Below are 15,032 nucleotides of genomic sequence, written 5' to 3'. Positions count from 1 at the left end.
AGCCCCTTGCGTTACGCGATGGTTAACCGCTCCTCACGTCAGGAAGCCCCGCAGCAGCGCCGCCGTGCCCGCGCAGTGCTCCCGCATCATCTCCCGCGCGCCGTCCGCGTCCCCGTCGAGCACCGCCTCGACGAGCGCGGTGTGCTGACGCTGCGAATGCTCCAGGTTCCGCACCAGCAGCGGGATGCAGTCCAGGAGGTCGTTGACGGTCGCGCGGACCGCGGCGTACTGCGCGGTGAGCGTCGGCGACCCGCACAGCTCGGCGAGCGTGAGGTGCAGCAGCGTGTCCAGTCTGCGGTACTCCGTGAGGGGCGCGTCATGGGTGCGGTCGAGCGCCGCGCGCAGCCGGTCCGCCTGCTCGTCGGTGAGCCCGTGCGCCGCGCAGAGCCCGGCCGCGCCGACCTCCAGGACCTCGCGGAAGCGCAGCGCGTCCTCGACGTCGACGTCCTTGATGCGGCGGCGCAGCTCGTCCTCGCCCGCCGCCTCGGGGCGCGGCCGCACGAACGTGCCTCCGTACCGCCCGCGCCGCGACTCGACGAGCCCCTGGTCCTGCAGCACCTTCAGGACCTCGCGCAGCGTCACCCGGCTGATGCCGAGCCGGTCGGCCAGCTCCCGTTCCGACGGCAGGCGTTCGCCGCCGGGCACCAGGCCCAGGCGGACGACCTGGAGGATCTGTTCCAGGGCCTCCTCGAAGCCGTTGCCGGCCCGCACCGGACGCAGCACCGCCGTCAGGCGCTCGTCGTCCGGCGCGGACGCCGCCGTGCCCTCTTCCGGGTGCGACATGTCCGTACCCCCTTCCCAAGCAAAGGTTCTCCGCAATACCTTATGGCTCCCGGCTGACCCAAGGAGGCTTTTCCCGTGGCAGACCGCACACCCCCGCTCGGTATCGAGGAGCTGCGTGCCCTCGTCACGAGCGGCGAGATCGACACTGTCGTCCTGGCCTTCCCCGATATGCAGGGGCGGCTCCAGGGCAAGCGGTTCGCCGCCCGCTTCTTCCTCGACGAGGTCCTCGAACACGGCACGGAGGGCTGCAACTACCTCCTGGCCGTAGACGCGGACATGAACACCGTCGACGGCTACGCGATGTCCTCCTGGGACCGCGGCTACGGCGACTTCGCCATGCACCCCGACCTCTCCACCCTGCGCCGCGTCCCCTGGAACGAGGGCACCGCGATGCTCATCGCGGACCTCGCGTGGAACGACTCCTCACCCGTCGTGGCCGCACCCCGCCAGATCCTGCGCCGCCAGCTGGAGCGCCTCGCGGAGCTCGGCTACACCGCGCACGTCGGCACGGAGCTCGAATTCATCGTCTTCAAGGACACCTACGAGCAGGCCTGGGACGCCGGATACAAGGACCTCACCCCGGCCAACCAGTACAACATCGACTACTCCGTCCTCGGCACCGGCCGCATCGAGCCGCTGCTGCGCCGCATCCGCAACGACATGGCGGCCGCCGGGCTCGTCGTCGAGTCGGCCAAGGGCGAGTGCAACCCCGGCCAGCACGAGATCGTGTTCAAGTACGACGAAGCCCTCGTCACCTGCGACCAGCACGCCATCTACAAGACCGGCGCCAAGGAGATCGCGGCCCAGGAAGGCGTCTCGCTCACCTTCATGGCCAAGTTCAACGAGCGCGAGGGCAACTCCTGCCACATCCACCTCTCGCTCCAGGACGCCGACGGCACCAACGTCATGGCGGGCTCCGAGGGCGACCCCGGCGGCATGTCGCCCGTCATGCGGCACTTCCTCGCGGGCCAGCTCGCCGCCCTCCGCGACTTCTCCCTCCTCTACGCCCCCAACATCAACTCCTACAAGCGGTTCCAGCCCGGCACGTTCGCGCCGACCGCCGCCGCCTGGGGACACGACAACCGCACCTGCGCGCTGCGCGTGGTCGGCCACGGCCGCTCGATGCGCTTCGAGAACCGGCTGCCGGGCGGTGACGTCAACCCGCACCTCGCCGTCGCCGGACTGATCGCAGCCGGTCTGTACGGGATAGAGCAGAAGCTCGAACTGCCAGAGGAGTGCACCGGGAACGCCTACACCGGCGAGTACGAGCATGTCCCCACCACCCTGCGCGAGGCCGCCGAGCTCTGGGAGAACAGCCCCGTCGCCAAGGCCGCCTTCGGTGACGAGGTGGTCGCGCACTACCGCAACATGGCCCGGGTCGAGCTGCAGGCCTTCGACTCCGCGGTGACCGACTGGGAGCTCCGCCGCTCCTTCGAACGCATGTGAGGAACGACTTGCTGCAGGTACTCAACCCGGCGACCGAAGAGGTCGTCGCGTCCGTCCCGGCCGCCACCGCGGCGGACGTCGACGCCGCCGTCGTACGGGCCGCAAAGGCCCAGGAGAAGTGGGCGGCCACCGCCCCCGCCGACCGCGCACGCATCCTGCGCCGCTTCGCCACCACCGTCGACGAACACATCGAGGAACTCGCCCGGTCGGAGGTCCGCGAGGCGGGCCACCTCATCGGCAACGCCCGCTGGGAAGCGGGCAACGTCCGCGACCTGCTCGACTACGCCGCAGGGGGAGTGGAACGCCTCAACGGCCGGCAGATCCCCGTCGCGGGCGGCCTGAACGTCACCGTCCTCGAACCCCTCGGGGTCGTCGGCGTCATCGCCCCCTGGAACTTCCCGATGCCGATCGCCGCGTGGGGCACGGCGCCCGCCCTCGCGGCAGGCAACGCGGTGATCCTCAAACCGGCCGAGACGACACCGCTCACCGCGCTCCGCCTCGCCGAACTCGCCCTGGCGGCGGGCCTCCCGGAAGGGCTCTTCCAGGTTCTGCCCGGCGAGGGCGGTGTCGCGGGCAACGCGCTCGTCGAGCACCCCGGCGTCGCCAAGATCGTGTTCACCGGCTCCACCCGCGTCGGCAAGCAGATCATGGCCACGTGCGCCGACCGGGTGAAGCGGCTGACCCTGGAACTCGGCGGCAAGAGCCCGAACATCGTCTTCGCCGACGCGGACGTGGAGGCGGCGGCCCTCGCCACCCCCATGTCCTACCTGGACAACTCGGGCCAGGACTGCTGCGCCCGCACCCGCGTCCTCGTCCAGCGCTCGGTGTACGACCGCTTCCTGGAAGTCGTGACCCCCGCGATCGAGTCCATCGTCGTCGGCGACCCGTCCGACGAGAAGACCCAGATGGGCCCGCTGATCTCCAGGACCCAGCTGGACCGGGTCCGCTCCTACGTCACGCCGGGCGACGGCATCCACGGGACGGCCCCCGAGGGACCCGGCTTCTGGTTCCCGCCGACGCTGCTCACCGACGTCGACCCGGACGCGCCGGTGGCCATGGAGGAGGTCTTCGGCCCCGTCGCCGTCGTCATCCCCTTCGAGGACGAGGCCGACGCGATCCGGCTCGCCAACGCCACCGACCACGGCCTGTCCGGCTCCATCTGGACGCGCGACGTCGGCCGCGCCCTGCGCGTCTCCGCGGGAGTCCGGGCGGGCAACCTGTCCGTCAACTCGCACTCCAGCGTGCGCTATTGGACCCCCTTCGGCGGCTACAAGCAGTCCGGGCTCGGCCGCGAACTCGGCCCGGACGCCCTCACCGCCTTCACGGAAACCAAGAACGTCTTCATCAGCACGGAGGCCTGAATCCCTATGTCAGAGAACATCTGCCGCCGCCTCGTCGGCCGCACCGCCGTCATCACCGGCGCCGGCAGCGGCATCGGCCTCGCCACCGCGCGCCGCCTCGCCTCCGAGGGCGCCCACGTCGTCTGCGGCGACATCGACGAGAGCGCGGGCAAAGCCGCCGCCGAAGAGGTCGGCGGGACCTTCGTGAAGGTCGACGTCACCGACGCCGAGCAGGTCGAAGCGCTCTTCAAGACGGCCTTCGACACCTACGGCTCCGTCGACATCGCCTTCAACAACGCGGGCATCTCGCCGCCCGACGACGACTCCATCCTGGACACCGGCCTGGAGGCATGGAAGCGCGTCCAGGACGTCAACCTCACCTCCGTCTACCTGTGCTGCAAGGCCGCCATCCCCTACATGCGGCGCCAGGGCAAGGGCTCGATCATCAACACCGCGTCGTTCGTGGCGCGGATGGGCGCCGCGACCTCGCAGATCTCCTACACCGCGTCCAAGGGCGGCGTCCTCGCCATGTCCCGCGAGCTCGGCGTGCAGTTCGCCCGCGAGGGCATCCGCGTCAACGCGCTCTGCCCGGGCCCGGTGAACACCCCGCTCCTCCAGGAACTGTTCGCCAAGGACCCCGAGCGCGCCGCCCGCCGTCTCGTCCACATCCCCGTGGGCCGCTTCGCCGAGGCCGAGGAGATGGCGGCCGCGGTGGCGTTCCTCGCCAGCGACGACTCCTCGTTCGTGAACGCCACGGACTTCCTCGTCGACGGCGGTCTCACCGGGGCGTACGTGACCCCGCTGTAGGCGCACCGCGCCGTTCACCCAGCAGTCACCCACCCGTCAGCCGGGCGTCGCACGACGCCCGGCTGACCTGCGTAGACACGGGAGTGTGTTCGTGAACTTCAAGCGCCGCGCCACCGCGGCCGCAGCCGTACTCGCCGTCGCCGGAGCCGGTCTCGCCACCGTCCAGGCCACCGCGGAAGCCACCCAGCCCGAGGCCGCAGCCCACAGCGGGCCGAAGGCCTGCCCCGACCTCACCGTCACGAAGGGCTGGTACGGCGAGAACAGAGCACGCCTCCAGCGGATGATCGACGCTTACGGCCACTGCGGCCCCCGGCGGCACCAGGGCGGTGCCAAGCCCGTCGCCACCTTCGACTGGGACAACACCGTCATCAAGAACGACATCGGCGACGCCACCATGTTCTGGCTGCTGCGCCACGGAAAGATACGCACGCCGAAGAGCGGCGACTGGCACACCACCAGCCGCTATCTGACCGACCCGGCGGCCACGGCCCTGGCGAAGGCCTGCCCCGCCACCCGCACCACCCTGCCCACCCACCGGAACACCGCCTGCGCCGACGAGATCCTCTCCGTCTACAGCGAGGGCACCACGGCCTCGGGCAAGGCGGCCTTCGCCGGCTTCGACCACCGCCGCATGGAACCGCAGTACGCCTGGCTCGCCCAGCTGACCCGCGGCTGGACCACCCGCCAGGTCGAGCAGTTCGCGGCCGCCGCCCGCGAGGCGAACCTGGCCGCGCCCGTCGGCACCGAACAGCGCGTCGGCACCCACAAGGTGACCGGCTGGGTCCGCTACTACGACCAGCAGCGCGACCTGATCCGTACACTCAAGAAGGCCGGGTTCGACGTGTACGTCGTGTCCGCGTCGCCCGAGCCGGTGGCCGAGGTGTGGGGGAGGAGCGTGGGCATCGACGCCCGGCACACCCTCGGCATCCGCAACGTCACCGCGCACGGCAAGCACACCGCCCACCTCAAGGGCTGCGGCACCGTCAGGGACGGCGACGACTCGATGATCACGTACATCGACGGGAAGCGCTGCTGGATCAACAAGGAGATCTTCGGCGTGCGCGGCGCGGCCGCCGAGAAGGCCCAACCCGCCGCGAAGCGCCAGGTGTTCGCCGCGGGCGACTCCGACACCGACGTCTCCTTCCTGCGCGACGCCACCGGCCTCAGGCTCGTCCTGAACCGCAACAAGAACGAACTGATGTGCCGCGCCTACGAGAACGGCGACGGCCGCTGGCTGGTCAACCCCATGTTCATCGAGCCCAAGGGCAAGAAGACCGACCCCTACCCCTGCGCCTCCACCGGTTACACCGAACGGGACGGCGGACAGGGGCCGGTGCGCCGCGCGGACGGCTCCGTCATCCCCGATCAGAAGGACACGGTCCACGGCCCGGCGACACCGTCGCCGGCCTCGTAGGACTGATGTACGGTCCACTCACATGCGTAACAGAAACATTTTGGCGCTGACTCTGGCCGCGGCCGCCACCCTGGCGGCCGTGCCCGCAGCTCTCCCCGCGGCCGCCGCCACGGCCGCACACCCCACGAATTCCCGCACGGCCCCCCGGGATTGCCCCCAGCTGTCGAAGAAGCTGACCTGGTACGGCAACAACCGCGCCAAGCTCCAGCGGACCATCGACGAACGCGGCACCTGCGCCAACCCGGACCTGGGCCACGGCAGGAGCGAGCGCCCGGTCGCCGCGTTCGACTGGGACAACACCATCACCAAGAACGACGTCACCGACGCGACCATCGCCTGGTCGCTGCGGCACGACAAGATCCTGCGCCCGAAGAGCTGGAAGTCCACCAGCAAGTGGATGACCGACGAGGCGGACCGTGCGCTCACCGAGGCGTGCGGCACGAAGGTGCCCGTCGGCAAGCCGCTGCCCACCTCCACCGACACCGCCTGCGCCGACGAGATCTTCGAGGTCCGCGAGGACGGGAAGACGATGAGCGGCGCCGCCGCCTTCGCCGGCGACTGGGACCACCGCCACACCGTCCCGCAGTACGCCTGGGTGCCGCAGCTCTTCGCCGGGCACACCGTCCGCGAACTGGAGTCGTACGCCGCGAAGGCCCGCAAGGAGGCCCTCGCCGCCCCCGTCGGCGCCACCCAGACCGTCGGCACGCACAAGATCCCCGGCTACGTCCGCTACTACGACCAGCAGCGCGACCTGATCCGTACGCTCAAGAAGGCCGGGTTCGACGTCTACATCGTCTCGGCGGGCTCGGAGCCGGTCACCGAGGTCTGGTCGAAGAGCGTCGGCATCGACCGCGACCACACCGTCGCGATCCGTTCCGTCCTCGACCGCAAGGGCCGCATCACCACCTGGAACCAGGGCTGCGGCGGCGTCCCCGTCAACAAGGGCGAGGCCATCCCCTACATCGACGGCAAGCGCTGCTGGATCAACCAGGAGATCTTCGGCATCAAGGGCAAGAAGGCCTGGGACAAGCAGGACTTCAGGCACCGCATCGCGCTCGGCGGCGGCGACGCCGACACGGACGTGACCTTCGTCGGCGACGCGACCGGCGCGCACCTCGTGCTGAACCGCAACAAGAGCGAGTTCATGTGCCGCGCGTACGACAACGCGGACGGCCGCTGGGTCGTGAACCCCATGTTCATCGAGCCGATGCCGCAGAAGAGCGGCACCTACCCGTGCGCGACCGGCGCGTACAACGAGCACGACGGGCGCAAGGGCCCCGTCCTGCGCGAGGACGGCACCGTCGTCCCCGACCAGCGGGACTCGGTGTACTGATCTTCCCGGCACGTCCTAGAGTGCCGGGATGAGCATGACGACCCCACCCGGCTGGTACCCGGACCCGCACCAGCCCTCCGTCGAGCGCTGGTGGGACGGGTCGGCCTGGACCGAGCACCGGCGGCCGCCCGAGCACGCCCGAGCGGCCCCGGCACAGCAGGGGTTCGGGCCGCCGCAGGACGGGACGACCGTCATGCCGGTGACGTCCCGGGGCAGCGGCCGGGCGAAGGTCGTCGCACTGGCCGTCGCCGGGACCGTCCTCGTCGCGGCGATCGTCACGGGCGCCGTCGTCCTCACCAAGGACGACGGCGACCCGCAGGGCGGCACACCGGCGCCGAGCGCCCCCGTCGACAGCAGCCCGTCGCCGACCGGGTCGAAGGAGTCGGCCTCCCCGACCGCCGACGCCGACCCGGACACCCTCGTCGACGACCTCAACGGCATCACGCTCCCCGTCCCCGAGGGCTGGGAGAAGGACGACGACTCCTTCGGCGACGCCGCGGCCATCCAGACCCCGGACATCGTCGACTGCCCGGGCGACTCCGGCCTCTGCCGCGAGGGCACCGTCACGTCGAGCACCGTGACGGGCACGGACGAGACGGACCCGAAGGCCCTCGCCCTTGGCGACATCGAGGACGCGGCCGACGCCGCCTACGACACCGACAAGCTGGACAACAAGCCCTACGGCGGCATCACCCGCCACGAGAAGGTCAAGGAAGGCCAGGTGGCGGTCGCGGGCCGCAGCGGCTACTTCGTGCGCTGGCGCGTCCACACGGCGAAGGGCGACGGCGGATACGTCCAGTCGCTCGCCTTCGCGTCGAGCGTCGGCTCGGAGTCGATGGTCATCGTCCGCTTCAACGTCGGCGCGGGCGAGGGCGCCCCGCCCGTCTCCGACATGGACGAGATCACCGACGGCATCCGCTCGGTCGACGACAGCGCGACGGGCGGCGGCGTGGGAGAGGACGTCGGGGCGACGCCCTGAGGGGCGCCCGGGCTCACAGGAAGGTGTGGCCCTCGCCGCGGTACGTGGGGACGCTCCCCGTCACCCTGTCGCCCTCGACCAGGTGCAAGGTCTCGAACCGCTCGCACAGCTCTCCGGCCTTGGCGTGCCGGAACCACACCTTGTCGCCGATCAGCAGATCGTCCGCCGGGGGGCCGTGCAGCGGCGTCTGCACCTCGCCCGCGCCCTCCTGCGGGTCGTACCGCAACCCCTCCGGGAGGTACGGCACCGGCGAACGGTCCGCGCCCGCGACGCCCGACGCCGGATAGCCGCCGCCGAGCACCGTCACGGTCCCCACGCCGGGACGCCGCACCACGGGCTGCGCGAACAGGGCGGCCGGACGCCCGCTGAACGACGTGTAGTTGTCGAAGAGCCGCGGCACGAAGAGCCCCGAGCCCGCGGCGATCTCGGTGACCGCCCGCTCGGCCGCGGTGTGCTGCACGCTGCCCGTACCGCCGCCGTTCACGAACTCCAGGCCCGGCGCGACCGCCCGGACGGCGGCGATGGCCTGCCCACGGCGCGCGGCCAGTTCCCTGCGGGCCGTGGCCTGCATGGTCCGGATCGCCCGCGACCGCGCCGGATGCCCTTCCACCGCGTCACCCACACCCGCCACATGCCCCTCGTACGCCATGACGCCCACGAGCCGGAACCCGGGCCGCCGCTCGATGGCGCGGGCCAGGGCGGCGACCTGCGCGGGGGAGTGCAGCGGTGACCGCAGCGCTCCGATCCGCACCCGCCCGCCGAGCACCTTCAGGGAGGTGTCCAACTCCAGACAGACCCGCACCTCTTCGCCCCCGTCGCCCCTCGCCTCGTCGATCAGCCGCAGCTGGGCCGGGTCGTCGACCATCACGGTCACCGAGGCGGCGAGCTTCGGGTCGGCGGTCAGCTCGGCGAACCCCGCACGGTCTGCCGAGGGGTAGGCGAGCAGCACGTCGTCGAAGCCGGAGCGGGCCAGCCACAGCGACTCCGCGAGCGTGAACGACATGATCCCGGCGAATCCGTCGCGGGCGAGGACCCGTTCGAGCAGGGCGCGACAGCGCACGGACTTGCTGGCGACCCGGATCGGCTTGCCTCCGGCCCGGCGAACGAGATCGTCGGCGTTGGCGTCGAAGGCGCGCAGGTCGACGATGGCCACGGGGGCGTCGAGGTGTGCGGTGGCCCGGTCGTAGCGGGCCCGGTCGGCGGCACGGTCTGCGGCACGGGCGGTCATGGCCGAAGCCTGCCAGACACGATTACCAGAGGGTAGGGGGATGATCCGGGCAGATCGCCCGGGGGCGTGGACTGAGTTCCCGTACGCCGTGTGTCTGCCCGTAGAGTGACGCGCACGGAGCCTGGCCGAGCGGTGCGCACGGAGCCTCGCCGACCGAGCGCTCCGGCCGGCCGAGCGCGAGGAAACGGGGGAGCATGAGCACGGAGGCGCCTCACAGCCCCATCCCCCCACGCCCCACCGCGCCGCCCCGCCCTTCGGCCCCGCCGGCCCCCGTGGGCCCCGAGTCCCCGGCCGGCGAGTCGGCCGAGCCGCCGCCCGTGCCGTCCGCCCGCTTCCCCGACGTGCGGCCGCCGGTCGACCAGGACTGGGTCCTCGACAGCCCTCGTCCCGCCGCCGCGCGCAACGCCGAGGACCCCGACCGGGCGGCCCGTGTCCAATCCCTCCTGGCCCCCTTCGACGAGGCCCGCCCCCCACGCACCCCCTCCACCGAGCCCCCGCCCCCCTCCTCACCCCCGGACAAGGCACACACGAACACCCCCACCCAGACATTCCCCCCACCCCCGCCCTCGGCCCGGCTGCCCGACGCCCCGCCGGTGGTCGTAGGGGAGACGCCCACGGACGCCCCCAGCGAGACCGTGCCCCCGCAGCCGTCCTGGGCTCCTCTGCCCGAGGCTCTGCCAGTGGTCGCGAGCGAGACGCCCACGGACGCCCCCAGCGAGACCGTGCCTCCGCAGCCGTCCTGGGCTCCTCTGCCCGAGGCTTTGCCAGTGGTCGCGAGCGAGACGCCCACGGACGCCCCCGGCGAGACCGTGCCCCCGCAGCCGTCCTGGGCTCCCCTGCCCGAGGCTCTGCCAGTGGTCGCGAGCGAGACGCCCACGGACGCCCCCAGCGAGACCGTGCCCCCACCCCCGTCCTCGGCCCGGCTGCCCGACGCCCCGCCGGTGGTCGTGGCGCGGGCGCGGGCGTGCGCGGATGTCGACGGTGACGGTGACGGTGACGGGGAGCCGGGGGCCGGTGAGGGCGAGGCGGCGGCCCGGTCGGGCGGGGAGCCGGGCTGCGCGGGTGGTGGTGGTGGGTCGCGTTCCGCCGCCGCTCGTCGTGCCGTCGGGGCCGTCGACCTGACGCCGGGGCCCGGTGCCGGGCGGCCCTTCGTGTTCTTCGCGCGGCCCGCGATGTACGAGGACACCACCACCCGGCTGCGCCCCGTCGGCGCCTGGGCGCGCCCCCGTGCGGCGGCCGCCGCGGCCTGTGTCGTGCTCGGGCTCGGGCTCATCGGCGGGGCGGTGACCGGGAGTTGGCTGACCGGGGAGTCCGCCGCGGGCGGCACCACCCGCAGCGCGTACACGGTCACCGGCGCCCTCTGGCACAGCGTCCCCGTCGACCGGCTCTTCCCGCCCCTGCTGAAGGGGGAGGGCGCGGGGCCCGGCGGCGCCGACCGCTCCTGGACCCGCATAGCCGTCGCCCCGGACAGCGGCTGCCGGGGCGCGTTCGACCCGCTCCTGAAGAAGGCGCTCGACCCGGTCGGCTGTCTGCGGCTGCTGCGCGCCACGTACACGGACGCCACCCGCAGCCACGTCACCACCGTGGGCCTGCTGTTCACCAAGGCGGACGCCGACGCGATGCAGAGGCTGCGGAACCGTTTCACGGAGGAGGGGCTCGACCGGCGCCCCGACCTCATGCCGCGGCCGTACGCCGCCAAGGGCACCGCCGCCGCAGGCTTCGGGGACGCGCAGCGGGCGGCCTGGACCGTCTCCGTGCTCCCGGACGCGCCCGTCGTCGCGTACTCCGTCTCCGGATTCGCCGACGGCCGCGCCGTCACCGACCCCGAGCCCGCCACCGAGGCCATGGGCGGCACCACCACGTCGGCGCCCGCCCAGGCGGGCCTCGGCCACGAGGCGAAGGGCATCGCCGACCGCGTCGAGCGGGGCCTGCGCAAGACCATCGCGGCCGCGGAGAAGCGGTCATGAGGGCCCACCGGCCGATCGCCGCCACCGTGGCGGCCGCCGCCCTCGCACTCGCCCCCGCCGCCACCGCCCACGCCGACGACGGCATCCGCGCCCAGCAGTGGGCCCTCGACGCCATGCGCACCGGCCAGGCCTGGCAGACCACCAAGGGCGAGGGCATCACCGTCGCCGTCCTGGACACCGGCATAGACGACGAGCACCCGGACCTCGCGGGCAGCGTCCTCGAAGGAAAGGACATGGTCGGTTTCGGCGCCCGCCGGGGCGACCGCCCCTGGGCCCGGCACGGCACCGCCATGGCCGGGATCATCGCGGGCCACGGACACGGCACGGGCCGCGGCGACGGCGTACTGGGCATCGCGCCCGGGGCGAAGATCCTGCCGGTCCGCGTGATCCTGGAGGACGGCGACCCCGCCCGCAAGAAGGCCAGGAACACCCGCGGCAACGCCCTCGCCGAAGGCATCCGCTGGGCCGCCGACCACGGCGCGGACGTCATCAACCTCTCCCTCGGCGACGACTCCAAGTCCGCCCACCCCGAGCCCGCCGAGGACGCCGCCGTGCAGTACGCCTTGAAGAAGGGCGTCGCCGTCGTCGCCTCCGCGGGCAACGGCGGCGAGCGGGGCGACCACGTCTCCTACCCCGCCGCCTACCCCGGAGTGATCGCCGCGACGGCCGTCGACGAGAACGGCGAGCGCGCCTCCTTCTCCACCCGCCGCTGGTACGCCACCGTCGCCGCACCCGGCGACGACATCGTCATCGCCGACCCCGACCGCAAGTACTACGAGGGCTGGGGCACCAGCGCGGCCTCCGCCTTCGTCTCGGGCGCCGTCGCCCTGATCCGCGCGGAGTACCCCGGCCTGAAGCCCGCGCAGATCAAGCAGCTCCTGGAGGACACGGCCAGGGACGCCCCGTCCGGCGGCCGTGACGACTCCCGCGGCTTCGGCCTGATCGACCCCGCGGCCGCGCTCTCCCGCGCCGGCAGGCTCAGGCCCGAGGAGCCTCGCGTGGCGGCCTACGACACCGCGTACTTCGGCCACGGCCCGGATACGACACAGGGCGGCGACGGCCCCGCGGCCTGGGTCGGCCCGCTCGCCGGCGGCCTCGGCGTCGCCCTGCTCGCGGCGGCCGTCCACCTGTGGCGGACCAGGTCAGGGGCGTCGCGGCGCGACTGAGGCCACTCTGTAGGGTCGACACCGTGGCGAACATGGCGAACAAGAACATTCCCGACCCCGGCTTCTCCGACGACGACGGGACGGCCGACCCCCGGCTCGCCGCCGCCCTCGCCGCCTGGTCGGCGGACCGCACGGCCCACGGCCCCGTCCTCGCGGCCCTGGCCGGAGCCCGCCTCCTCGTCCCCGTCGTCGCCGTGCTCGGCGAAGTGGAAGAGGACGAGAACGGGCTTCGCCGCGAGAAGACCAGCGACATGGCGGTCCCCACCCTCAAGGCCGGCGACCGCAAGGCGCTGCCCGCGTTCACCTCCATCGAGGCCCTCGCCCTGTGGGACCCGGCGGCCCGCCCCGTCGCCGTCCCGCTGCACCAGGCGCTCCAGGCCGCCGCCCACGAGCAGGCCGACACCATCGTCCTGGACCTCGCGGGCCCCGTCCCCTACGAACTGGGCCGCTCCGCCCTGCTCGCCCTCGCCGAGGGACGCGCCAGCACCGACCCGCTCGCCGACCCGGCCGTCACCGGAGCGGTCCGCGCCGCCGTCGCCGCCGAGCCCGCCGTGCTCCGCGCCCACCTCGGCCCCGGCCGCGCGGACGGCACCCTCGCCCTGGTCATGGACCCGGCCGCGGACCCGGCCGACGCCGCCCAGCGCGTGGCTCGGCGCATCGCCGCCGACGAAACACTGAGGGCCCGCCTGGTGCACGGCCTCGACCTGGCACTTCTGCCGGCCGAGGCGACGCCTCCGGGCGAGCCCCTCTACGTACGTACGGTGTGAAAGCCCGGTCGTACGGTGTGACGGGTCAGCCGTAGATCGGGCCCGTGTACTTCTCGCCCGGCCCCTGACCCGGCTCGTCCTTCACCAGCGACGCCTCGCGGAACGCCAGCTGCAGCGACTTCAGCCCGTCGCGCAGCGGCCCCGCGTGGAACGAGCTGATCTCCGTGGCGCTCGCGTCGAGGAGACCGGCCAGCGAGTGGATGAGCTTGCGGGCCTCGTCCAGGTCCTGGTGACCCTCGCCACCCTCGGCGAGGCCGAGGTTCACGGCGGCGGCGCTCATCAGGTGGACCGCCACGGTGGTGATCACCTCGACCGCGGGGACGTCCGCGATGTCACGGGTCAGGGCGTCGAAGTCGGGGGAGCCACCGGCGGGGGACTCGGGGGCGGGGGTCGCGTCGCTCATGCTCACATCTTCCTGAGGGCCGAAACGGTCTCAGCGTAGTTGACGGCGGAATCCCGGCATCGCGCGGCGCCACCCGCCGCCGCACGGCGCGCACTCCCCCGAAGTGCTGGTATTCTGGGTACAGACCGGTTGGCTCCGCAGTGAGTCAACCCGCAAGTGGAGGCTCCGAATCTCCCACCTGGCCGCCCTGAGGGCGGCGGGTCACCGGTCAGACGGTTTCCATCGTTCCGTACGGACGATGGAATTGTCAGACGCGCCCCGCGGTACACCGTGGTGGTGCTCCGGTTTGTGAGGAGCCCCGCCTGTGTTCCGGCCGGGGCATTTTTTGTGCGCCGAATCGGTTAGGTCCATCGAAAACAGACGTTACGTGGCTGTCCGCCAGACGGTCGCGTGGTGCTACCGAGGAGGATCCATCAGCGCCGAGCCCCGCATCAACGACCGGATTCGCGTTCCCGAGGTGCGACTTGTCGGGCCCAGCGGCGAGCAGGTCGGGATTGTTCCGCTTGCCAAGGCCCTGGAGCTTGCGCAGGAGTACGACCTTGACCTGGTCGAGGTCGCGGCGACCGCCCGTCCGCCCGTGTGCAAGCTCATGGACTACGGAAAGTTCAAGTACGAGTCGGCCATGAAGGCCCGTGAGGCGCGCAAGAACCAGGCGCACACGGTCATCAAGGAGATGAAGCTCCGGCCGAAGATCGACCCGCACGACTATGACACCAAGAAGGGTCACGTCGTCCGGTTCCTCAAGCAGGGCGACAAGGTCAAGATCACGATCATGTTCCGTGGTCGTGAGCAGTCCCGCCCCGAGCTGGGTTTCCGACTGCTGCAGCGCCTCGCTTCGGACGTCGAGGACCTTGGGTTCATCGAGTCGAACCCGAAGCAGGACGGCCGAAACATGATCATGGTTCTCGGTCCGCACAAGAAGAAGACCGAGGCGATGGCCGAGGCCCGTGAGGCCCAGGCGGCTCGCAAGGCGGACGCGAAGGCCAACCCGGGCCGTTCGCAGAACTCCGCCGAGGAGGGGGAGCTCGACGAGGCTCCCGCCGAGGCCCCGGCCGAGGCCAACGCCGAGGCCTGATCCCCCGGACGCGAGTCCAGGGGATGCCAACCGATACATATGGCTCCCGGATGCCCGGTTTCACGACCGGGCATCGGAGTGCCACTGACGAGGAGAGAACGGCGCTATGCCGAAGAACAAGACTCACAGCGGTGCCAAGAAGCGTTTCCGGGTCACCGGCTCGGGCAAGGTGCTCCGGCAGCGTGCCAACCGCCGCCACTACCTCGAGCACAAGTCCTCGACCCTGACCCGCCGCCTCGCCGGCACCGTCGAGCTGTCGTCGGCGGACACCGCCAAGGTCAAGAAGCTCCTCGGTATGTGACGGCGCGCCCCGCGTTCACGGGG

At 72.2% G+C, this 15,032-nt stretch carries 14 protein-coding genes; 11 read left to right on the top strand and 3 right to left on the bottom strand.

Annotated elements, in window-relative coordinates:
* Positions 1-33 precede the first annotated feature (33 nt).
* The gene (locus AB0N81_RS14650; RefSeq protein ID WP_365358176.1) at positions 34-783 is read right to left on the bottom strand and encodes an FCD domain-containing protein; all 750 of its coding nucleotides are present in this window, start codon (positions 781-783) and stop codon (positions 34-36) included.
* A gap of 75 nt (positions 784-858) precedes the next feature.
* On the opposite strand from AB0N81_RS14650, the gene AB0N81_RS14645 reads away from it, so the two are divergent.
* The 6 genes from AB0N81_RS14645 (at position 859) to AB0N81_RS14620 (ending at position 8,102) form a co-directional block, all read left to right on the top strand.
* Positions 859-2,229, top strand: coding sequence for a glutamine synthetase family protein (locus AB0N81_RS14645; RefSeq protein ID WP_365358175.1), 1,371 nt, complete (start codon positions 859-861; stop codon positions 2,227-2,229).
* 8 nt (positions 2,230-2,237) lie between these two features.
* Complete coding sequence (locus AB0N81_RS14640; RefSeq protein ID WP_365358174.1) at positions 2,238-3,590, top strand: aldehyde dehydrogenase family protein; 1,353 nt, start codon at positions 2,238-2,240, stop codon at positions 3,588-3,590.
* A 6-nt stretch (positions 3,591-3,596) separates the two neighbouring features.
* Positions 3,597-4,376, top strand: a complete 780-nt coding sequence (locus tag AB0N81_RS14635) for a 3-oxoacyl-ACP reductase (RefSeq protein WP_365358173.1) — start codon at positions 3,597-3,599, stop codon at positions 4,374-4,376.
* A 91-nt stretch (positions 4,377-4,467) separates the two neighbouring features.
* Positions 4,468-5,790 carry a haloacid dehalogenase-like hydrolase gene (locus AB0N81_RS14630; protein ID WP_365358172.1) on the top strand — a complete coding sequence of 441 codons (1,323 nt, stop codon included), beginning with the start codon at positions 4,468-4,470 and terminating at the stop codon, positions 5,788-5,790.
* Positions 5,791-5,812: 22 nt separating this feature from the next.
* Entirely contained in the window at positions 5,813-7,123 is a 1,311-nt protein-coding gene (locus tag AB0N81_RS14625; RefSeq protein WP_365358171.1) for a haloacid dehalogenase-like hydrolase, read from the top strand.
* Positions 7,124-7,151: 28 nt separating this feature from the next.
* Positions 7,152-8,102 carry a DUF2510 domain-containing protein gene (locus AB0N81_RS14620; RefSeq protein ID WP_365358170.1) on the top strand — a complete coding sequence of 317 codons (951 nt, stop codon included), beginning with the start codon at positions 7,152-7,154 and terminating at the stop codon, positions 8,100-8,102.
* Positions 8,103-8,115: 13 nt separating this feature from the next.
* Here AB0N81_RS14620 and AB0N81_RS14615 read toward each other — a convergent pair whose 3' ends face one another.
* Complete coding sequence (locus tag AB0N81_RS14615; protein ID WP_365358169.1) at positions 8,116-9,330, bottom strand: amino acid deaminase/aldolase; 1,215 nt, start codon at positions 9,328-9,330, stop codon at positions 8,116-8,118.
* A gap of 194 nt (positions 9,331-9,524) precedes the next feature.
* On the opposite strand from AB0N81_RS14615, the gene AB0N81_RS14610 reads away from it, so the two are divergent.
* From AB0N81_RS14610 to AB0N81_RS14600, 3 genes are read left to right on the top strand one after another with little or no spacing between them, the layout of a single operon-like run.
* A complete protein-coding gene (locus AB0N81_RS14610) occupies positions 9,525-11,297 on the top strand; it encodes a hypothetical protein (protein ID WP_365358168.1) in 1,773 nt (590 codons plus the stop codon).
* Entirely contained in the window at positions 11,294-12,463 is a 1,170-nt protein-coding gene (gene mycP / locus AB0N81_RS14605; RefSeq protein WP_365358167.1) for a type VII secretion-associated serine protease mycosin, read from the top strand. The genes AB0N81_RS14610 and mycP overlap by 4 nt, the downstream gene beginning before the upstream one ends.
* Before the next feature lie 32 nt (positions 12,464-12,495).
* Positions 12,496-13,230, top strand: coding sequence for an SseB family protein (locus AB0N81_RS14600; protein WP_365358166.1), 735 nt, complete (start codon positions 12,496-12,498; stop codon positions 13,228-13,230).
* Positions 13,231-13,255: 25 nt separating this feature from the next.
* Here the strand turns inward: AB0N81_RS14600 and AB0N81_RS14595 are convergent, their stop codons facing one another.
* Complete coding sequence (locus tag AB0N81_RS14595) at positions 13,256-13,633, bottom strand: DUF1844 domain-containing protein (RefSeq protein ID WP_365358165.1); 378 nt, start codon at positions 13,631-13,633, stop codon at positions 13,256-13,258.
* Between the two features lie 367 nt (positions 13,634-14,000).
* Between AB0N81_RS14595 and infC the strand changes: the two genes are divergently transcribed.
* Together infC and rpmI are read left to right on the top strand one after the other, a co-directional pair.
* Entirely contained in the window at positions 14,001-14,708 is a 708-nt protein-coding gene (gene infC, locus AB0N81_RS14590; protein WP_365358164.1) for a translation initiation factor IF-3, read from the top strand.
* 106 nt (positions 14,709-14,814) lie between these two features.
* A complete protein-coding gene (gene rpmI, locus AB0N81_RS14585; RefSeq protein ID WP_365358163.1) occupies positions 14,815-15,009 on the top strand; it encodes a 50S ribosomal protein L35 in 195 nt (64 codons plus the stop codon).
* Positions 15,010-15,032 lie beyond the last annotated feature (23 nt).

This window comes from Streptomyces sp. NPDC093510 (assembly GCF_040683555.1).
Taxonomy (GTDB): domain Bacteria; phylum Actinomycetota; class Actinomycetes; order Streptomycetales; family Streptomycetaceae; genus Streptomyces.
This window is presented reverse-complemented; position numbering and strand designations above follow the sequence as displayed.